Below are 19,505 nucleotides of genomic sequence, written 5' to 3' on the forward strand. Positions count from 1 at the left end.
AGCCCGCACCAGCTCAGCCGCCCGGAGCGTGGCCGATCCTGCTCGGCTGCCCGCTACCGCTCCCGGTGGGACCGACCAGCCCGCCGCCGAGGCAGCCGACGTGACGCCGCCCCGCCCCGTGCTCGTCCCCGAGCCCACGACGGCCGACCTCGTCGACGAGGCGGTGGCGCGGTGGCGCGCCGGGCTCGTCGAGCTCGCCGGCGGGTCGTCGCTCGCCGACGTCTCGCTGCTCGGCGACGCCGTCGTCGACCTCACGGCGGCCCACCCCTCGGGCGTCGCCCAGCTCTTCGCCGGGCGGCCGACCCGGCTCTCCAACCTGTTCCGCGAGGGCGGGTCGCTGCCCGCCGCGCGACGCCGCGCGCGCGCCGTCGTGGTCCGCGCCGCCGAGCACGCCCAGCGCTACGGCGTCGCGCCCACGTACCTGGCGATCGGCGTGGCGACCTGGACCCAGAGCCTCTCGGCGCCGCTCGCCGAGGACGACGTCGCCGCGCTCGCCCGGGTCGCCGGGCGCGCCCCCGCGACGGTCGTCCCGAGCGGGGACGACGACGTCGTCGACCCCGGCGAGGCCGGCCCCGGCCCCGGTGGCGCCACGGGCGAGGACCGTCCCACGGTCTCCGACGAGCGCGACGGGACCGACGGCGCGCACGTCCCCGACGCCGGCCGTCAGCCCCGGGGCGCGGTCGAGGAGGCCGAGCAGGAGCCGACGTCCCGGACCGTGCGCGCCCCCGTGCTCCTGCGCCCCCTGACCGTCACCCCGCGCGGGGACGGCGAGACCGACTACGAGCTGACCCTCGAGCCGACGGCCGAGATCAACCCGCTCCTCGCGCGGACGCTGCGCGCGCACGGCGCGCTCCTCGACCCGGTGACGCTCGCACGCTCCACGTTCACCGGCGCGGGCTTCGACCCCGGTGACGCGACCCGCCGTATCGCCGCGCTCGGCGAGGCCGTCCTCGACGACTTCGACCTGACCCACCGCGTCCTCGTCGGCACGTTCGTGCACCCGGGGCAGGTACTCGTCGACGACCTCGACGAGCTGGCGCCCGCCCTGGAACGGCACGAGGTCGTCGCCGCGCTGGCCGGGGACGAGCGCTCCGCCACCGCGCTGCGCGCCGAGCTGCCCGCGCCGCGCGTCGGCGACGCGGACCCCGTGCACGAGCGCGGTGCCGGCGACCTCGACCCGTCCCAGCGCCACGTCGTCGACGTGCTCGCGAGCGGGTCGCACCTCTTCGTCGACGCGCCGGCCGGGTCCGACGTCGCGGGCACGCTCGCGGCCGTCGTCGCCGAGGCCGCGGCGTCCGGGCGCCACGTGCTCTACGTCCCGGGTCACCGCCGGGCCGCGGACGCGCTCCTCGCGCGGCTCGACGAGCTCGGCCTGGGCGGCCTCGTGCTCGACGTCGTCCCCGAGCCGACGTGGCGCGAGACGGCGTCGCACCGCCTCCTGTCCGCGATGGCGACCGAGCCCGAGCCGGGCGAGGACGAGGACCTCGCGCGCACGCGCGACGCGCTGCTCGGCGCGCGCGCCCGGCTCGCCGGGTACATCGAGGCGCTGCACCTCGTGCGCGAGCCGTGGGGCGTCTCCGCCTACGACGCGCTCCAGGCGCTCGCCCGGCTCACCGCCGAGCGACCGGCCCCCGACACCCGGGTGCGCCTCACGACCGAGGTCGTGCTCGGCGTCGGGCCGCAGCGGGAGCGGATCGCGGCCGAGCTGCGCGAGGCGGCGCTGCTCGGCGCCTTCACCGCGCGCGCGACCTCGACCCCCTGGTACGGCGCCGCCCTCACCACGCCCCAGGAGGCCCACGACGCGCTCGTGCGCGTCGAGCGCCTGCGCACCCACACGCTCCCGCAGCTGCGCGCACAGGTCGAGCAGGTCGCCCAGCGCACCGGGCTGACGCCCGCGACGACGCTTCGCCAGTGGGGCGACCAGCTCACCATGCTCGGCGGCATGCGCGGCACGCTCGACGTGTTCCAGCCCCTCATCTTCGAGCGCACCGCGCAGGACATGGTCGAGGCGACAGCGACGAAGCAGTGGCGCGCGGAGCGCGGCATCGAGATGGGCTGGTTCGCCCGCCGACGTCTGCACCGTCAGGCGCGCGACATGGTCCGCCCCGGCGTCCGCGTGCCCGACCTGCACGCCGCGCTCGTCGAGGTGCAGGCGCAGCGGGCGGTCTGGCAGGAGCAGTGCCCGCGCGGCGGCTGGCCCGTGCTGCCCGAGGGGCTGTCCGCGATCGAGGACACGCACGAGGCCGTGCGCATCGACGTGGAGGAGCTCGAGCCCGCGCTCGACGGCACCCCCGGGGGCCGGGACCTCCTCGACGCCCCGCTCGACGCGCTCGCGGCGCGCCTCGACGCGCTCGCCGAGGACGCCGAGTCCCTCGACTCCCTCCCCGCGCGGACCGCGATCCTGCGCAGGCTCACCGACCTCGGTCTCGGCGAGCTCCTCGCCGACCTCGCCGTGCGCCGCGTCGAGCCCGACTTCGTGGGCCCCGAGCTCGAGCTCGCGTGGTGGAGCTCCGTGTTCGAGCAGGTGCTCGCGCAGGACCAGGCCCTGGCCGGGCAGGACGGCGCCGGCCTCGACGCGCTCGCCCGCCGGTTCCGCGACCTCGACCGCACGCACGTCGCGTCGCTGGCCGCACCCGTCCGCGCGGCGGTCCGCGAGCACCTCGGGACCGCGATGCGCGAGCACCGCGACGAGGCCGAGGAACTGTTCACCGAGCTGCTCGAGGGCCGCCTCGTGAGCCTGCGGGAGACGGCCGAGAAGCACCCCGCCGTGCTGCGGCGCCTGCGCCCCGTGCTCGTCGCGACGCCGACCCTCGTGCCGCACCTCGTCCCTGCGACGCGCACCGTCGACCTCGTGGTCCTCGACGCGATCGAGCACGCGCCCGTCGAGCTCGTGCTCTCCGCGCTCGCGCGCGGGCGGCAGGTCGTCGCGGTCGGCGACCCGCGCGCCGCCTCGACCGAGACGGTCCGCGAGCTCGCCGAGCTGCTCCCGACGGTCGAGCTGCTCGCCGACGGCTCGCGACGCGACCCCTTCGTCACGACCTTCCTCGCCGAGCACGGCTACGACGGCGTCCTGCGCCCTGCGCCCCTGCCCCGCGCCGAGGTCCTGGTCCAGCTCGACGTCGTCGACGGCGCCGGCATGCCCGACCCGACGTCCGGCGCGGTCGAGAGCACCCAGGCCGAGGTCGACCGCGTCGTGGAGGTCGCCATCGAGCACGCGCTCACGCGGCCCGACGAGTCGCTCGCGATCGTCACCGTCACGCCCCTGCACGCCGACCGCATCCGCGACGCCCTCCTCGTCGAGGTGCGCCAGAACCCCGCGCTCGCCGGATTCTTCTCCGGGGCGCGCGAGGAGCCGGTGGTCGTCGCGGACGTGTCCGGCGTCGCCGGGCTCGTGCGCGACACGATCGTCCTGTCCGTCGGGTTCGGCCGCACCCCGCACGGGCGCGTGCTCCACCGGTTCGGCATCCTCAACACCCCCGGTGCCGAGGCCATGCTGCTCGACTCCGTCGGCGCCACCCGCCGCCGCCTGCACGTCGTGTCGTGCTTCACCGCGGGCGACCTCGACCCCGAGCGGCTCCGCGGCGCCGGCGCCCGGCTGCTCGCCGAGGTCCTCGACCTCGCCGAGCAGCGCAGCGGCGCCGCCGACCAGGTGACCCTCGGCAACGGCGTCGACCTCGGCGGCAGCCCCGACCGCCTCGTGCTCGACCTCGCCGAGCGCCTCTGGCGGGCCGGCCTCGTCGTCGAGACCGACTACGGCATCGGCGACGGCGACCGCATCCCGCTCGTCGTCGGGCATCCCGACCTGCCCGGCGAGCTCCTCGTCGCCGTCCTCACCGACGACGCCGCGTACGTCGCCGAGCGCAGCGTGCGCGTGCGGGACCGGCAGGTGGCCGAACGCCTCGAGCGCATCGGGTGGACCGTCGCCCAGGTGTGGTCCGCCGCCGCGTTCCTCGACCCCGCCAAGGAGGCCGAGCGCATCCGTCGGGTCGTGCAGGCGGTGCGCGACGCGCGGCTGCCCGAGACCGGAGGCGTCGCGCAGACCGGCGGGGGCGACCGGATCGTCGTCGTGCCCGTGATCGACGACGACGAGCAGCACGGCGACGACGACCTCTGACTTTCGGCCGACCCGTTCGGGGTCGTCACCGTGGGCGCGGGGTCGGGGGAGCGACTGCCCGCCTGGTCGGGTTGGGTGCGGGGTGGGAGGCGGCGCCGGGTCTACCATCCGCCGCTCGTCCCTCGCGGCTCCCGCCAGGCCCGCCACGACCCGACGCCGCCTCCCACCCCGCCATGTCGTCTCACCGCGGGCTGCTGCCTGAGATGACGCGTGCTCGTCGCCGACGAGTCATCACGTCGCGCGGGGTCCCGTGCCGGCTGACCTCGCGTCATGACGGCATGGGTGGTGGTTCGACGTCGGACGCTTCGGCGGTGCGACGATGGAGGCGTGAGCACCACGTCCGACCCGAGTCCTGACCGCCCGAACGACGTGCCCGACGGCGCGGTGCGGCGTCGGCGGCCGCGGCGGGCCGTGCGACGGGGGACGGAGAGCGAGATCGTGTCCGGGGTGAGCGCCGACGAGCGGTCCGAGGGCTGGGGCGACGAGGCGGCGCCGGGACGTGGGGGGCGGGGCGAGAACGACGACCGGCTGCTCCGGGACGTCCCGCCGCACTACGGGCGGCACTGACCGCGCGCCACTGACGCGCGCGGACGAGTCCCGCGGCCGGTCCGTGGCGGCGGTCGTCGGCGCCGCGCTGCTCGCTGACGTGCCGAACCCGGGGTCGTTCCCCGCTCACGGCGTGAGGTGAGGAGCAACCCCGGGTTCGTCCGAGACCGCCGCGCGACGCGTGATCGCAGGCGGCGGCGGGGCGGCTCCTGCTCAGAGGCCGCGCGGCGGCGTCGGGCCGCCGGGTGCACCGCCCGGGCCGTCGCCCGCCTGCGCGGCGAGGAGGTCGCGGATCTCCTGGAGGACGCGCACGTCCTCGGCCGGTGCCTCGGGCTCGGGCTCGACGTCCTGCTTGCGACGCTCGGCGAGCTTGTTCATCGGGAGGACGATGACGAAGTAGAGCGCGATCGCGATGATGAGGAACTGCAGGATCGCGTTGAGGAGGCCGCCGACGGAGAGGACCGAGGCCTCGACGTTGCCGTGGGCGGGTCGCAACGTGATGTCCCACAGGTTTGAGATGTCCGGCTTGCCGAAGATGGCGCCGATGATCGGGTTGATCAGGTAGGTGACGATCGCGTCGACGACCGAGGAGAACGCCGCGCCGATGACGACGCCGACCGCCAGGTCGATCGCGTTGCCTCGGAGCACGAACTCCTTGAATCCCTGGAACACGCCCTTCATGTGCTGCTTCCCTCTCAGGTCGGTGGTCCGCGTGGCGGCGGGGCCACGACAGGTGCACGCCCGATCCTCCCAACGCGGGCGCCGCCCGGCAACGGCCTCGCCCGGCGGGTCGGGCACCGGCGGCCGGTTCACCCGTCGGTGCGCCCGGGCCGTCCGTCAGGGCACGAGGACGGCCGTGACGCTCGCCTGCCCGCTCACGGAAGCGAGCCGGACCGCCTCCTCGGGACGCACCGCGACGAGCGTCACGACGTCCGCGCCCGCCCCGCCCGCGCCGAGCAGCCCGCCCCCGCCGTCGGGCTCCGGTGCGGGCACGACGACGGCCGCGCGGGCGAGGTAGGGATCCGCGGCCGGCGGCTCCTGGCCGTCGGTCGGCACTCCGGCGAGCGGCGTCGTCACCTGGTCACCGGCGGCGAGGAGGTCGACGCGGTCTCCCGGGCCGAGGAGGGCGGCGACACCGGGGTCGAGCCGGACGGGTGCGACGACCGTGCCCGTGGGAGCAGCGGCGGCGAGCTCGCCGCCGGCGACGAGCGCGTCCTGCAGCAGGGTGCCCGCGGGCAGGGCGACGGTCGCGCGGCGCCCGACGACGTCGTCGGGCGTGGCGGCGGAGCCCGCCGGGACGAGCTCCGCCGCCACGGGGTCCACGCGGAGGTCCGCGTCCGTCAGCACGGCACCCGCCGGCACCTCGCGGGTCGTGACGACCGCCGGTGCGGTCGGTGGCGGGGGAGGGCGGAGCGCGCCGACGACCACGGACGCCGCGGCACCGCAGCACAGCGCGGCCACGACGAAGCGCGACCGCCACCACCACCCGCGCAGCAGCCGACGCCGCACCGGCGCGCGGTCAGGTCGCGGGTGGGGGGTCGGCGGGCGGGAGGGACGCAGCATGGGCGCGACCGTAGCCGTGCGCGCACCCAGGGCGGGCGCAGACCGGTGCGGGCCTGTGGACGGGGCGCGTGGCCGATGCCGCCGACACCGTCCTGTGCGGGGCTGTGGTCGACCGCCGTCGGCCGGGCCGCCTCGGTCCGGCGTCCCGGGGCGTCAGGTCAGGAGGAGGTGGTCGAGCCGCCCGACGCGGACGAGGTGCTGCTCGTGCCGCCGGACGCGCTGCTCGTGCCGGACGCCGCGGAGGACGCGGCGGGCTTCGACGCGGCGGGCGTCGTCGAGGACTTCCCGCCCGAGCGCGAGTCCGTGCGGTAGAAGCCCGAGCCCTTGAACGTCACGCCGACCGAGGAGAACACCTTGCGCAGGCGGCCCGAGCACTCGGGGCACACCGTCAGGGCGTCGTCGCTGAACGACTGGTGGATGTCGAAGGCGTGACCGCAGGCGGTGCACGTGTACGCGTAGGTGGGCACGGGTTCTCCTCGTTCACGAGACGGCCGTCGGGGCGGCCACCGGCGGGTCGGGATCGGGTCGGTCTCGGCCGGGTCGTCGGTGTCAACACCGCCTGGCACTCGAAACTTCCGAGTGCTAATCATACGCGGACCGGCGCTCGCCCTCGGCCGGGTAGTCTCGCATCCGTGTCTGTGCACGAACCCGCCGAGGCCCCCGCCGGTGACGCCGTCCCCGGTGCCGACCCCGCGAGCCCGGTCGAGACCGCGGCCCCGCCCCGACGTCGTCGGTCCGGCCGTCGGCGCGTCCTGATCGGCGTGGCCGTGCTGCTCGTCCTCGCGCTCGTCGCGGGCGCCGCGCTCGTCGTCGTCACCGTGCGCCGGCCGCTGCCGCAGACCTCCGGCGAGGTCGAGCTCCCCGGGCTCGACGCCCAGGTCACGGTGCTGCGCGACGCCCAGGGCGTGCCGCAGATCTACGCGGACACCCCCGAGGACCTCTTCCGCGCCCAGGGCTACGTCCAGGCGCAGGACCGCTTCTTCGAGATGGACTACCGCCGGCACGTCACCGCGGGCCGGCTCGCGGAGCTCGTGGGCGACAACCCCGACGCGATCGCCGCCGACACCGTGACGCGGACGTTCGGCTGGCGGCAGGTCGCCGAGGAGGAGTGGGACGTCGTCTCACCCGAGACGAAGGCGTACCTCCAGGCCTACGCCGAGGGCGTCAACGCGTACCTCGAGAACCGCAGCCCGTCCGAGATCGCGATCGAGTACACCGTGCTCGGCCTCCAGGTCGACGTCGCCGAGCCCGAGCCCTGGGACCCCGTCGACTCGCTCGCCTGGCTCAAGGCGATGGCGTGGGACCTGCGCGGCAACTACGACGACGAGCTCGAGCGCGCGCTGTCGTACAGCACCCTCCAGGACCCGGCTCGCGTCGCCGCGCTGTTCCCCGCCTACCCGTCCGACGTCAACGCGCCGATCCTCGACCCCGGCGAGCTCGACAACCCGCAGCAGGTCGCGCTCGAGCTCGGCCCCGAGGCGCGCGCCGCCTACGGCTCGGACCACCTCCGGGGCGCGCTCGAGGCCGCGGACCGCGCGCTCGACGCCGTCCCCGTCCTCATCGGGCGCGGCGAGGGTACCGGCTCCAACTCCTGGGTCGTCTCCGGCGACCACACCGTCAGCGGCAAGCCGATCCTCGCGAACGACCCGCACCTGGCCCTCGGCGCCCCCGGGATCTGGGCGCAGGTCGGCCTGCACTGCAACGAGGTCGGGCCGCAGTGCGCGTTCGACGTCGCGGGCTTCTCGTTCGCCGGGTTCCCCGGCGTCATCATCGGCCACAACGCGCAGCTCGCCTGGGGCCTGACCAACATGGGCGCCGACGTGACCGACTTCTTCGTCGAGCGCGTGCGCGACGACACCTACCTGCGCGGCGACGAGTGGGTGCCGCTCGAGACCCGCACCGAGACGCTGAGCGTCGCCGGGGGCGAGGACGTCGAGCTCGAGATCCGCTCGACCGTGCACGGGCCGATCGTCTCCGAAGCGATCCCCGCGACCGAGTCTGCCGTCGACACCCCCTCGCTCGACACGCGCCTGGGCGAGTACGCCGTCTCCCTCCAGTGGACCGCGCTCGAGCCGGGCCGCACCGCCGACGCGGTCTTCGCGTTCAACCTCGCCCAGGACGCCGACGACATGCAGGCCGCCGCGGCGCTGTTCGAGGTGCCCGCGCAGAACATCGTCTTCGCGACGGTGGACGGCCACATCGGCTACCAGGCGCCCGGCAAGATCCCGGTCCGCCAGGCGGTGCCCGACGCCGAGGTGCCCTCCGACGGCACGTGGCCCCGCGACGGCTCCGACGAGCGCTACGACTGGCAGGGCTACGTCCCGAGCGAGCAGATGCCGCGCGTCGTCGACCCGGCCGAGGGGTTCGTCGTGGCCGCCAACCAGGCGGTCCTGCCCACCGGCGTCGCGCCGTTCCTCACGACCGACTGGGACTACGGCTACCGCTCGCAGCGCATCCGCCAGCTCCTCGAGGCCGAGATCTCCGCCGGACGACCCGTCGACGTCGACACGATGAACGAGATCCAGACCGACGACCGCAGCCCCTACGCCGAGGTGCTCGTGCCGCTCCTGCTCGACCAGGAGATCGACGACGGCTTCGCCGCCGAGGGCCAGGCGCTCCTCGCGGACTGGGACTACCGGACCGACACCGACTCCGCCGCGGCCGCCTACTTCGCCGCCGTCTGGCGCAACCTGCTCCAGCTCACCTTCTGGGACGACCTGCCCGAGTCGGCGCGCCCGAACGGCGGGAGCCGCTGGCTCGCCGTCGTGGAGAATCTCCTCGAGAACCCGACCGACCCGTTCTGGGACGACCGTCAGACGGTGAGCGTCGTGGAGACGCGCGACGAGGTCCTCACGCAGGCGCTCGTGTCCGCCCGCCTCGACCTGACCGTCGAGCAGAGCAAGCAGCCCTCCGACTGGGCCTGGGGCAAGCTCCACGTGCTCGCGCTCGAGCACCCGATCCTCGGCGGCGAGTCCATCCCCGGCCCCGTCCGCAGCTGGGTCAACCCCGACCCCGTCGGCATGCCCGGCGGCTCCTCGATCGTCAACGCCACCGCGTGGGACGCGGCGTCCGGGTCGTTCGACGTGACGGCCGGCCCGTCGATGCGGATGGTCGTCGACCTCGACGACCTCGACCGCTCCACGTGGGTCACCGTCACCGGCACGTCCGGCCACCCCGCGTCCACGCACTACTCCGACCAGCTCAAGACCTGGGCCCGCGGCGAGACCTACGACTGGCCGTTCTCCACCCAGGCCGTCGCCGACGCCAGCAAGGACGAGCTCACCCTCGTCCCGTAGTCCTCGGTTCGGTTCACGGCCCGCAGGGTCGGGTCCGCCGGTCGGGTGGGGTCTGGTGCCCGTCACCGCACGAGCCGCGGCCCGGGTCCGGCGGCCACGCTCGGCCCGGGCGCGCCGCCGTGCCACCGATGGCGGGATGGCCCCCGGCTGAGATGCGAGAAGTTGCCCCTCCGGGCCCCGTATCAGGGGCCACTTCTCGCATCTCGTCACCACGCGCGCCCTGTGGCGACGGAGCGGCAGCCCGACCGGTCACCCACGTCACCCCGACCGCACGGGGTGGCGGGCCGGAACCGACCGACGCAGCCCGAACGCGCGTGTCGTGGAGCAGGCCCGCGCGGAGACGCTACGGGAGCCAGCGCCAGCCGAGGGGGGTCGCGACGGCGTCGACGGTCTTGTCGTGGGACTCGACCGGGAGCGGGCGGTCGGAGGCGTCGAAGACCTCCTCGGGGAAGACGACGGCGACGACCTTGGTCCCGGGGCGCAGGTGCTCGAGGGCGCGGTCGTACCACCCGCCGCCCTGGCCGAGCCGGACGCCGCGCGAGTCGACGGCGAGCGCGGGGGCGACGACGACGTCGGCCTGGGCGATGGCCTCGGCGCCGAGCGGCGGGGTGCCGGGTTCGGGTGGTCGGCCGGGGGCGCGGACCTGGAGGTCGGCCGGGCCGTCGTACAGGGCCCAGTCGCGCTGCAGGCCGGCGCCGAGCACGGGCAGCAGGATGCGCACGCCGCGCGCGGAGAGCCGTTCGAGCATCTCCGTGGTGCCGGGCTCCGCGGGGCGGGCGGCGTAGGTCGCGACGCACGTGGCGGCGGCGACCTCGGGGATGGTCTCGACGACGTCGGCGATCGCGGCGGCCGCTTCCTTGCGGAGCCGCTCGGACCGCGCCTGGCGGTTGGTGCGGATGGCCTTGCGGAGGATCTCCTTCGCGTCCTCGGCTTCGATGCTTCCGTGCAGGGGGTACGGCTGGACCGGGCCACTCATGTCCCTATTGTCACCCGGCTCGGGCTTCCACGCGGACGCAGCGCGGGTGACCTTCGGCCCTGGCGGTCCGGATCGGGTTCCTTCGACGGGTCCCGGGTGCCTATGATCAGGGAGAGCCAGTAGTTCGGACTCCTGACAAATGAGTCGTAGTCCGACAGAGGTCGACCAGTGAGGACGCCATGACCGCGACGACGCCCGCGAAGCCCAGCGCCACGACCCCGCGACCGCGAGGTGGCGCGCACAGCCGGACCGCGAGGGCCGCCGTCGTGCTCGCCGCGGGGCACGACGCCGCGTCGCGCGACCTCCTGTCCCAGCCGCTGGGCAGCGCGACCGTCGTCGAGCTGGCCGTGGCGAACGTCCGGCGGGTGGTGGACGCGAGCCGCATCGTCGTCGTCGTGGCGCCGGACGACCCGACCGTGCGCGAGCTGCTCGGCGAGGACGTCGTGTACGTGGAGCAGGAGGCGCCGCTCGGCACGGGCGACGCGGTCCTCGCGGCGCGCGGGGCGGTCGCGTCGGTGCTGGGGCTCGGGGTCGACGAGCCGGTGCTCGTCGCGTACGCGGACACGCCGCTGCTGCGCTCGGAGTCGCTCCTGGGCCTGCTCACGCGCCACACCCTCACGGGCGCCGACCTGTCGCTCCTCTCCGCCGTCGTGGACGACCCGGACGGCTACGGCCGCGTGGTGCGCGCCGAGGGCGAGATCGCGGCGATCCTCGAGTCGTCCGAGGCGGGCGGCGTCGCCGAGCCGCGCACGGAGATCAACGTGGGCGCGTACGTGGCGGCGCCGGGTCTGCTGTTCGGCGAGCTGGAGCGCATGGCGTCCGACGGCGAGCACCGGCTCACGGAGCTCGCTCGCCGCGTCATCGGCGCGGGGAAGCGGATCTCGTCGTACCGGATCGTCGACGTGGACGAGGTGCGCGGCATCAACACACCGGACGAGCTCGCGCAGGCGGCGGACATCGTGCTCAAGCGCCTGTTCGTCCCGAAGAAGAACACGGACACCAAGATCGTGTTCGGCACCGGTGGCTGGCGCGCGGTCATCGGCGAGGGGTACACGCTCGCGAACGTGCGCCGCCTGTGCCAGGCGATCGCGAACGAGACGATCCGCCGCGGCCTCGACGGCAAGGGCGTCGTGATCGGCGGCGACCGCCGCTTCCTCTCGCGCGAGTCGGCCATCGCGGCGGCCGAGGTGTTCGCGGGCAACAACATCGCGGTCACGCTCCTGCCCGACGACGTCCCGACCCCGCTCGTGACGTTCGCCGCGCCCTACCTCGGGGCGGCCTACGGGATCATCGTCACGTCGAGCCACAACCCGCCCGAGTGGAACGGCATGAAGGTGTTCCGCCAGGACGGCTCGCTGCCGCTCGACGACGAGACGGACCGCTACCAGGACGAGGCCAACGCGCTCTCGGTCGACGACGTCATCACGCTCGACATCGACGTGGCGCGTCGCACGGGCGTCGTGGTCGACCGGTCGCTCACCGACCCCTACGTCGACGCGATCGAGAAGATCATCGACGTCGAGGCGGTGCGCGGCTCCGACCTGCAGGTCGTCGTCGACCCGATGTACGGCACGAGCCAGCTCACGCTCGGCACGATCCTGTCCGACATGCGCGTGCGCTCGGAGTTCATCCACGCGGCGCACAACCCGCTGTTCGGCGGCGTCGCGCCCGCGCCGGACCTGCAGCGCCTGAGCACGCTCGTGACGATGATCCAGCAGGGCGGGGGGCGCTACGACCTCGGCATGGCCACGGACGGCGACTCCGACCGCATCGGCATCGTCGACGAGACCGGCGAGTACATCTCGACGAACGACCTGCTCCTCCTCCTGTACTGGTACCTGCACGAGGTCCGTGGCGAGAAGGGCGGCGTCGTGCGCAACCTCGCGACGACGCACCTGCTCGACCGGCTCGCCGCGCACTTCGGCGAGGAGTCGCGCGAGGTGAAGGTCGGCTTCAAGCACGTCACCGCGGGCATGGAGGAGATCGGCGCCGTGCTCGGTGGCGAGTCGTCGGGCGGTCTGACGATCCGCGGCTGGATCCTCGGCAAGGACGGCATCTTCGCGTGCGCCCTGGTCGCCGAGATGCTGGCGCGCACGGGCAAGCGGATCTCCGAGCTGCGCGCGATGATCTACGAGATCACGGGCCGCCTGTACACGCTCGAGGCGGGCGTGCCGGCGACGCCGGAGATGCGCGTCGAGGTGCCACGGCGCCTCGAGGCCGAGCCGCTCACGCACGTCGGCCCGTACCCCGTCGTCTCGGTCTCCCACCTCGACGGCACCAAGATCCTCCTCGAGAACGACAACTGGGCGCTCCTGCGGTTCTCCGGCACCGAGCCCGTCCTGCGCATGTTCGTCGAGGCGGACTCTCCCGAGAAGGCCGCCGAGCTCCTCGAGTGGCTCCAGGGGTTCGTCACCGCCGGCGTCTGACGGCGCCGAACCCTTCCCACCCCCGCCCCACCCAGCCCCACCCCCCACGACAGGAACCAGAGCAACGATGCGCTACGGCCACTTCGACACCGCGCACGACGAGTACGTCGTCGAGCGCCCCGACGTCCCCGTCTCGTGGACGAACTACCTCGGCAGCAAGAACCTGTGCACCGTGCTGTCGCACACCGGCGGGGGGTACTCGTACTACAAGAGCTCGCAGTACGGCCGGATCACGCGCTTCCGGCAGAACGGCGTCCCGGTCGACCGGCCGGGCCACTACGTGTACCTGCGCGACGACGCGGACGGCGACTGCTGGTCGGTGTCGTGGCAGCCGGTCGGCAAGCCGTTCGTCGGCCCCGGCGAGGAGCTCGACCCGGCGGGCGGCGCGGGCCGGTGGACGACCCGGCACGGGCTCGGCTACTCGACGTTCCGTGCCGAGTACAAGGGCGTGGACGCGGAGCAGACGGTCTTCATCCCCGTGGACGACGACGTCGAGGTCTGGGACGTCCGGCTGACGAACACGACGGACGAGGTGCGCGAGCTCACCGTCGGGTCGTACGTGGAGTTCAGCTTCCACACGATCACGATCGACAACCAGAACCTGCAGATGTCGCTCTACGCGTCCGGGTCCTCCTACGAGGACGGGATCATCGAGTACGACTTCTACTACGAGCCGTGGACGTACCACTTCTTCGCGTCGAGCGAGACGCCGTCGTCGTACGACTCGCTGCGCGACAACTTCATCGGCCCGTACCGGTCCGAGGCGAACCCGATCGCGATCGAGCGCGGGCACGGGTCGAACGAGTCCGCGACGACGCAGAACCACTGCGGCTCGCTCCAGCACAAGATCACGCTCGCGCCGGGCGAGACCAAGCGCCTCGTCTACATGCTCGGCTACGGCTCGCGCGACGCGGCCGGTCGCGCGATCCAGGCGAAGTACTCGGACCTCGCGACGGTCGACGCCGAGCGCGCACGGCTCCGCGCGTTCTGGCGCGCCAAGCAGGACAAGCTGCGGATCCGCACGCCCCACGAGGGCATGAACACGATGATCAACTCGTGGACCCTCCTCCAGGCGGAGACGTGCGTGCAGTGGTCGCGCTTCGCGTCGTTCGTCGAGGTGGGCGGCCGCGCGGGCCTCGGGTACCGCGACACCGCGCAGGACGTCATGAGCGTCATCCACTCGAACCCGACGAAGACGCGCCAGCGCATCGTCGAGCTCCTGCGCGCGCAGACGGAGGCCGGGTACGGCCTGCACCTGTTCGACCCGAAGGCGTTCGACCCCGACGCCGAGAAGCTGCCCGACGTCCCGTCGCCGACGATCGTGCCCACGGTCGAACCGAAGGACCTCATCCACGGGCTCGAGGACACGTGCTCGGACGACCACCTGTGGCTCGTGCCGTCGATCGTCGAGTACGTCAAGGAGACGGGTGACCGCGCGTTCCTCGACCTGGAGATCCCGTTCGCCGAGGGCACGCCCGGCACGGTCTACGACCACCTGGTCCGGGCGCTCGAGTTCTCCGCGCAGCAGGTGGGCCAGAACGGCGTCGCGCTCGGTCTGCGTGCCGACTGGAACGACTGCCTCAACCTCGGCGGCGGCGAGACGTCGCTCGTGACGTTCCTGCACGCGTGGGCGATCGGCGCGTTCCTCGAGATCGCGGAGCCGCTCGCCGCGGCGGGCGACGAGCGGGCCGAGGCCGACGTCGCGCGGTTCACGGCCGAGCGCGAGCGCATCGCGAAGGTCGCGGACGCCCAGCTCTGGGACGGCCGCTGGTGGATCCGCGGCTACACGCGCGACGGCGTGAAGATCGGCTCGGCCGAGAACGAGGAGGGCAAGATCTTCCTCGAGCACCAGGCGTGGCCCGTCATCGCGGGCATCACGAGCCAGGAGCGCGGCGAGGCGTCGATGGACGCGGTGCGCGAGCTGCTCGGCTCCGAGTACGGCAACCACCTCAACTGGCCGGCGTTCACGAAGGTCGACGACACGGTCGGGTTCGTCACGCGCGTGTACCCAGGCATCAAGGAGAACGCCGCGATCTTCTCCCACCCCAACGCGTGGCCGATCATCGCCGAGGCGATGCTCGGGCGCGGCGACGAGGCGGTGCAGTTCTACGACGCGATCCTGCCGTACCACCAGAACGACAACATCGAGGTGCGCGGCGCGGAGCCGTACGCGTACGTCCAGTTCCTCTACGGCCGCGACCACGAGTGGTTCGGCAAGGCACAGAACCCGTGGCTCACGGGCACGGCCGGCTGGATGTACACCGCCGTGACCAAGTACGTCCTCGGCGTGCGCCTCGCGCTCGACGGCCTGGTCGTCGACCCGTCGATCCCGACGGACTGGGACGGGTTCGAGGTGCGCCGCGAGTGGCGCGGCGCCGTCTACGACATCGAGGTCCGCAACCCCGACCACGTGTCGAAGGGCGTGCGCTCGGTGACGGTCGACGGCGTCGAGCACGACCCGGCGGCCCCGATCCCCGCGCTGCCGGAGGGCACCGAGGCGAAGGTCGTCGTCACGCTCGGCTGATCCCGCGGTCGCACCACCGGGTGCCCCCGTCACCGGTCGGTGGCGCGCGGGTGCCCGGTGGTGCCACCCTGTGCACCGAGGACCGGGCGCCCGCTCGTGCCCGCCGACAGCTCCCGAGGACGGTCACCGCCGCATGACGCACAAGATCACGCGCGGCTGGACCGTCACCAAGCCGTGGCCCGTGACCCTGCGGGACGACACGCTGGGCGGGTCGATCGTCCTGCGGCCGCTGCGCCGTCGCGACGCGAACGCGTGGATGCGCCTGCGCGCGCACAACGCGGACTGGCTGGAGCGCTGGGAGGGGACGTCGCCGCGCCCGGGCGCAGGGGGAGGGCCGCCGACCTTCGCGGAGTACGTCCGCGTCCTGTCCGCCCAGGCCCGCGCCGGGTCGTCGCTGCCGTTCGCCGTCGAGCTCGACGGCGAGCTCGTCGGGCAGCTCACGGTCTCCTCCATCACGTACGGGTCGCTGTGCGGCGCGAGCATCGGCTACTGGGTGAGCGAGCACGTCGCGGGGCGGGGCGTCATCCCGACCGCCGTCGCCATGGCGACGGACTACTGCTTCGCCGTCCTCGGCCTGCACCGCATCGAGATCAACATCCGTCCGGAGAACGGCCCGAGCCTGCGCGTCGTGGAGAAGCTGGGCCTGCGCGACGAGGGCGTGCGCGAGCGGTTCCTGCACATCCAGGGGGCCTGGCGCGACCACCGCACCTTCGCGATCACGAGCGAGGAGGTCCCCGACGGGCTCCTCGCGCGCTGGCAGGCGACGCGTCGCGAGACCATCTGAGCCCACCGACACGCCGGAGCGCGTGCGGACCGTGGCCGCACGCCTCGCCTACGGTCGGGATGTGGAATCGGCCTCGGGGATCGTCGCGCTCGCGGTGTTCCTGCTGTGGGTCGGGTTCTACGTCCCGCACCGGGTGCGTCACCGGCAGCAGCTGCTGGAGGCGCGCACGGACGACCGCTTCTCCGGTTCCCTGCGCGTCCTGGCCGTCGCCGGCCCGGGCGGCGGGGGCTCGGGCGGCTGGGACGCACGGCTCGACGGCGTCGCGGCCGTCGCGTCGATCGGCCCGGGTCCGTCCGCGGACGGGGGTCGCGCCCTCCTCGGGGGAGCGGCGACGCAGGACCGGCCGACCGGCCGGACGCACGAGGAGGAGGGAACGCACGCCATGGGGAGCACCGACAGCGCGTCACCCTCGCGCGGCGCACCGCCGCGCCGTCAGCCGGCGTCCGAGCAGTCCCGCCTCGCCCTCCTCGAACGGCGCGCCGCCGCGGCGCGCCGTCGTCTCGCGCTCACGGTCGTGCTGCTCCTCGCGAGCGTCGCGGTGTGGGTCGTCGTCGCGCTCGGGTACCTCCCGTGGTGGGCCGGCGTGGTCCCGACGGCGGTCCTCGGCCTCGTGCTCGTGCTGGGCCGCCGTGCGGTGCTCGCCGCGCAGCGGTCCGACGCCGCGTGGCTGGCCGAGCGGCGTGCCGCCGCCCGCGCCGCGCGCGGGACCGTCCTGGGGGCGCCGCCCGCACCTCGGGGCGCCCGACCGCGCGTCACCGGCCGTGCCGTGCACGGGTCGCAGGTGAGCACGCAGATGATCCCGCGCGTCACGCCCCAGGACCTCGCGCGGGCCAACGCCACCGCTGCCGCGCTCTCCGGGGGGTCCGCCGCGGCCGCGTCGCCGCGGGAGCGGGCCACGTCGTCGAGCGCCGCGGCCGAGGACCCCGGCTCCGAGGAGCCCGCCTCTGCGGGTGCTGGTCCGGCCGACGTCGTCGCGGAGGTCGCGGTCGAGGTCGCGGAGGTCGTCGAGGTCGAGGTCGCACCTGCCGACGAGGACCACGTGCCCTCGGGCCGCGCCTGGGACCCGGTCCCCGTGCCGCCGCCCACGTACACGATGAAGCCCACGGCCCCGCGCCGCGAGCCCGCGCCGCTCACGGACGACGACGTCGTCTCGCCCACCCGGGCGGCCACGGCGCCCGCCCCGGTGATCGAGGCGGAGGCGGCCGCGGACGCACCGTCAGGGGCGCCCGAGCCCGCCGTGGGCGACGAGCGCAAGCCGTCGACCGAGACGCTCGGCCTCGACCTCAACGAGATCCTCGCTCGCCGTCGGGCTGCGGGGCAGTAGCTCCCCCGGGGACGGCCGGTTTGGTAGACCCCGCCCCCGGGGTGCTAGTCTGTTCCTCGCTTGAGGGGCTATGGCGCAGTTGGTAGCGCGTCTCGTTCGCAATGAGAAGGTCGGGGGTTCGAATCCCCCTAGCTCCACTCCTTGAAGGCCGTTGGTCAGGATGAAGGTCCTGGTCAACGGCCTTCGTCGTTCCCCGAAGTCCTCGAGGAGAGGACCAGGACGACCGTGATTCCACGCGAGATTCCACGCGAGATTCCACGCGAGTGCTCACCGAGCATGCATGCGAACGACCTCGATCGACCTTGGACGCCGGCGTCGGTGACGCACCTGAGGTCCATGGTCACTAGAAGCGAAACCCTGTCACACACCCCGATGTGGACGCTCGACGAGCTCTGCGACAAGGTCCACGTGAGCCGCGCGACGGTGCACACCTGGCGCAAGAGAGGGACTGCGCCCAAGGCGTACGTCATCGGTCGGCACCTGATGTTCGAGGAGTCGGACGTCCGTGCGTGGCTCGACGCCCGGACCGTCCCCGTTGACGGTGAGCCTGGCGCCGGCTCCGGATCGGGCTGGTGAGCGGGATGGCTCACGAGAGGCTGAAGGTTGGCGAGCACGGCGAGATCTTCATCAAGCAGACCTTGAGCGGGTCGTTCCAGGCGCGCGTTCGTGTGCGACTGCTCGACGGCACGGAGACGCAGATCTCGCGGAGCCGCAAGACTCGGGCCGCGGCACGGCTCGCCGTGCAGGCCGAGATCGACGATCGGCTCAGGCGGCCGATGGGATCGGCCGATCTCAAGCACGACAGCACGGTCGGCCTGGCTGCCCGGCAGTGGATCGACGAGTTGCGCGTGCAGTCGGCGTGGCCGAATGCACGGCGTCGACCGCAGACCGTCGATGAGTACGAGCGGCTCCTCGGGACGCTCATGGTGCCGAAGCTGGGCAGGCTCCGGCTTCACGAGCTGACCACAGCGAGGTGCCAGGCATGGATCGACGGGATCATCGAGGCGGGCAGGAAGGGGCCGCACGACATGGTCGTCACGGCCGCGCAGGTGCGGATGGCGTTCAAGGCGGTGCTGGACCGCGCGATCGTTCATGATGCGCTGCGTTCCAACCCGATGGACAAGACCACGACGCCGCGCTGCAAGCAGCCGAACCCCGCCGCGCTGACGGTGACCGACGTCTTCCGCCTCCGAGCAGCCGTCCGCTGGAGGTGCACCTTGCCTGTGCCGACCCTTTGACCCCCACCCTTCTCAGACCCAGAACCTGCTGGCCGGTCGCACACTCTGGCCCCTGGCGGCTATGAGCTCGCCGTAGTCAACGACTGTCTCGCATACGTGTGGCGTGTCCCTGAGGCCCCGGGGGCCGTGAGGAACTTGCCTCGAGCCCGACCTGCTTGAGCGGCTTCGTCGCGGCGCCGCCCCCGGCGATGCTCTGGGAGGGTGACTTCCCTGAGAAGGTCGCGACTGGTTCCGACTGTCCCGAGACCACGATCGTGCTGGAGGCAGTTCGCGAGAAGATGCCGCTCGTCCTCGTGATGGTCTGGTCGATGCCGCGGCAGCTGCAGTCGATCGAGTGGGCGGTCGCGGAACTCGATGGGGATGGCAAGGTCCAGCTTCATGGTCAGGAGGCCCTTTGGGAGCCGGAGATCGTTGCAGACGATGCGACCTCGGACGTGGAGTCGTTCGACAGCGGCGCCCGTTGTGCCCGTCGTCGCACTGCAGACACAGGACAGGCCGTCCGATGCATGACGACACCTCAGCCTGTTCGATCTGCCTAGGGCCTGTTTCGGAAGTGGTGTCTGACCTGCGGGTTCGGCATGCTGCGGGGTCGTGGCTGAGGTTGCGGGGCGGCATGATCTGAGTGATGCGGCGTGGGCGGTGATCGAGTCTTTGCTGCCTGTCGCGTCGTTGGGGCGTCCAGCGCGGAATCTGCGTCGTCAGGTCGATGGGATC

Annotated in this window: 14 protein-coding genes and 1 tRNA gene; 11 read left to right on the plus strand and 4 right to left on the minus strand. The window is 73.6% G+C overall.

Going from position 1 to position 19,505, the window contains the following annotated elements; all coding sequences use genetic code 11:
* Positions 1-100: 100 nt before the first annotated feature.
* Together ACFC2L_RS15910 and ACFC2L_RS15915 are read left to right on the plus strand one after the other, a co-directional pair.
* Positions 101-4,114 (plus strand): hypothetical protein, encoded by a 4,014-nt coding sequence (locus ACFC2L_RS15910; protein WP_375825267.1) that lies wholly within the window; start codon positions 101-103, stop codon positions 4,112-4,114.
* 327 nt (positions 4,115-4,441) lie between these two features.
* On the plus strand, positions 4,442-4,681 hold the full coding sequence (locus ACFC2L_RS15915; protein ID WP_375825268.1) for a hypothetical protein: 240 nt from the start codon (positions 4,442-4,444) through the stop codon (positions 4,679-4,681).
* A gap of 192 nt (positions 4,682-4,873) precedes the next feature.
* On the opposite strand, the gene mscL is transcribed toward ACFC2L_RS15915, so the two are convergent.
* The 3 genes from mscL to ACFC2L_RS15930 all read right to left on the minus strand — a co-directional run bounded on the left by mscL (position 4,874) and on the right by ACFC2L_RS15930 (position 6,690).
* On the minus strand, positions 4,874-5,341 hold the full coding sequence (gene mscL, locus ACFC2L_RS15920) for a large conductance mechanosensitive channel protein MscL (protein WP_375825269.1): 468 nt from the start codon (positions 5,339-5,341) through the stop codon (positions 4,874-4,876).
* A 156-nt stretch (positions 5,342-5,497) separates the two neighbouring features.
* On the minus strand, positions 5,498-6,223 hold the full coding sequence (locus ACFC2L_RS15925; protein WP_375825270.1) for an SAF domain-containing protein: 726 nt from the start codon (positions 6,221-6,223) through the stop codon (positions 5,498-5,500).
* Positions 6,224-6,381: 158 nt separating this feature from the next.
* A complete protein-coding gene (locus ACFC2L_RS15930) occupies positions 6,382-6,690 on the minus strand; it encodes an FmdB family zinc ribbon protein (RefSeq protein ID WP_375825271.1) in 309 nt (102 codons plus the stop codon).
* Between the two features lie 165 nt (positions 6,691-6,855).
* On the opposite strand from ACFC2L_RS15930, the gene ACFC2L_RS15935 reads away from it, so the two are divergent.
* Positions 6,856-9,519: a penicillin acylase family protein gene (locus tag ACFC2L_RS15935; protein WP_375825272.1), complete on the plus strand. Its 2,664-nt coding sequence runs from the start codon at positions 6,856-6,858 to the stop codon at positions 9,517-9,519.
* 343 nt (positions 9,520-9,862) lie between these two features.
* Here the strand turns inward: ACFC2L_RS15935 and ACFC2L_RS15940 are convergent, their stop codons facing one another.
* A complete protein-coding gene (locus tag ACFC2L_RS15940; RefSeq protein WP_375825273.1) occupies positions 9,863-10,495 on the minus strand; it encodes a 5-formyltetrahydrofolate cyclo-ligase in 633 nt (210 codons plus the stop codon).
* Positions 10,496-10,674: 179 nt separating this feature from the next.
* Here ACFC2L_RS15940 and ACFC2L_RS15945 point away from each other — a divergent pair, with 179 nt between their 5' ends.
* The 8 genes from ACFC2L_RS15945 to ACFC2L_RS15980 all read left to right on the plus strand — a co-directional run bounded on the left by ACFC2L_RS15945 (position 10,675) and on the right by ACFC2L_RS15980 (position 19,330).
* Positions 10,675-12,921: an NTP transferase domain-containing protein gene (locus tag ACFC2L_RS15945; protein ID WP_375825274.1), complete on the plus strand. Its 2,247-nt coding sequence runs from the start codon at positions 10,675-10,677 to the stop codon at positions 12,919-12,921.
* A gap of 67 nt (positions 12,922-12,988) precedes the next feature.
* Positions 12,989-15,445 (plus strand): GH36-type glycosyl hydrolase domain-containing protein, encoded by a 2,457-nt coding sequence (locus tag ACFC2L_RS15950; RefSeq protein WP_375825276.1) that lies wholly within the window; start codon positions 12,989-12,991, stop codon positions 15,443-15,445.
* A gap of 133 nt (positions 15,446-15,578) precedes the next feature.
* Positions 15,579-16,229, plus strand: coding sequence for a GNAT family N-acetyltransferase (locus tag ACFC2L_RS15955; protein ID WP_375825277.1), 651 nt, complete (start codon positions 15,579-15,581; stop codon positions 16,227-16,229).
* A 61-nt stretch (positions 16,230-16,290) separates the two neighbouring features.
* Positions 16,291-17,553, plus strand: coding sequence for a hypothetical protein (locus ACFC2L_RS15960; RefSeq protein WP_375825278.1), 1,263 nt, complete (start codon positions 16,291-16,293; stop codon positions 17,551-17,553).
* 64 nt (positions 17,554-17,617) lie between these two features.
* Positions 17,618-17,690 (plus strand) — tRNA-Ala (locus ACFC2L_RS15965).
* A 235-nt stretch (positions 17,691-17,925) separates the two neighbouring features.
* Positions 17,926-18,129 (plus strand): helix-turn-helix transcriptional regulator, encoded by a 204-nt coding sequence (locus tag ACFC2L_RS15970; protein ID WP_375825279.1) that lies wholly within the window; start codon positions 17,926-17,928, stop codon positions 18,127-18,129.
* The gene (locus ACFC2L_RS15975; RefSeq protein ID WP_375825280.1) at positions 18,126-18,791 is read left to right on the plus strand and encodes a hypothetical protein; all 666 of its coding nucleotides are present in this window, start codon (positions 18,126-18,128) and stop codon (positions 18,789-18,791) included. Before ACFC2L_RS15970 ends, ACFC2L_RS15975 begins: the two co-directional genes overlap by 4 nt.
* Positions 18,792-18,946: 155 nt before the next feature.
* Positions 18,947-19,330, plus strand: coding sequence for a hypothetical protein (locus ACFC2L_RS15980; RefSeq protein WP_375825281.1), 384 nt, complete (start codon positions 18,947-18,949; stop codon positions 19,328-19,330).
* The last annotated feature ends 175 nt before the right edge of the window (positions 19,331-19,505 follow it).

Source organism: Cellulosimicrobium sp. NPDC055967, assembly GCF_042269845.1.
In the GTDB taxonomy this organism is placed as follows: Bacteria; Actinomycetota; Actinomycetes; order Actinomycetales; family Cellulomonadaceae; genus Cellulosimicrobium.

Coding starts and splice junctions, on each gene's coding strand:
- mscL (WP_375825269.1), bottom strand. CDS start 5,341: ATGAAGGGCGTGTTCCAGGGATTCAAGGAGTTCGTGCTCCGAGGCAAC.
- ACFC2L_RS15925 (WP_375825270.1), bottom strand. CDS start 6,223: ATGCTGCGTCCCTCCCGCCCGCCGACCCCCCACCCGCGACCTGACCGC.
- ACFC2L_RS15940 (WP_375825273.1), bottom strand. CDS start 10,495: ATGAGTGGCCCGGTCCAGCCGTACCCCCTGCACGGAAGCATCGAAGCC.
- ACFC2L_RS15945 (WP_375825274.1), top strand. CDS start 10,675: ATGACCGCGACGACGCCCGCGAAGCCCAGCGCCACGACCCCGCGACCG.
- ACFC2L_RS15950 (WP_375825276.1), top strand. CDS start 12,989: ATGCGCTACGGCCACTTCGACACCGCGCACGACGAGTACGTCGTCGAG.
- ACFC2L_RS15955 (WP_375825277.1), top strand. CDS start 15,579: ATGACGCACAAGATCACGCGCGGCTGGACCGTCACCAAGCCGTGGCCC.
- ACFC2L_RS15970 (WP_375825279.1), top strand. CDS start 17,926: ATGTGGACGCTCGACGAGCTCTGCGACAAGGTCCACGTGAGCCGCGCG.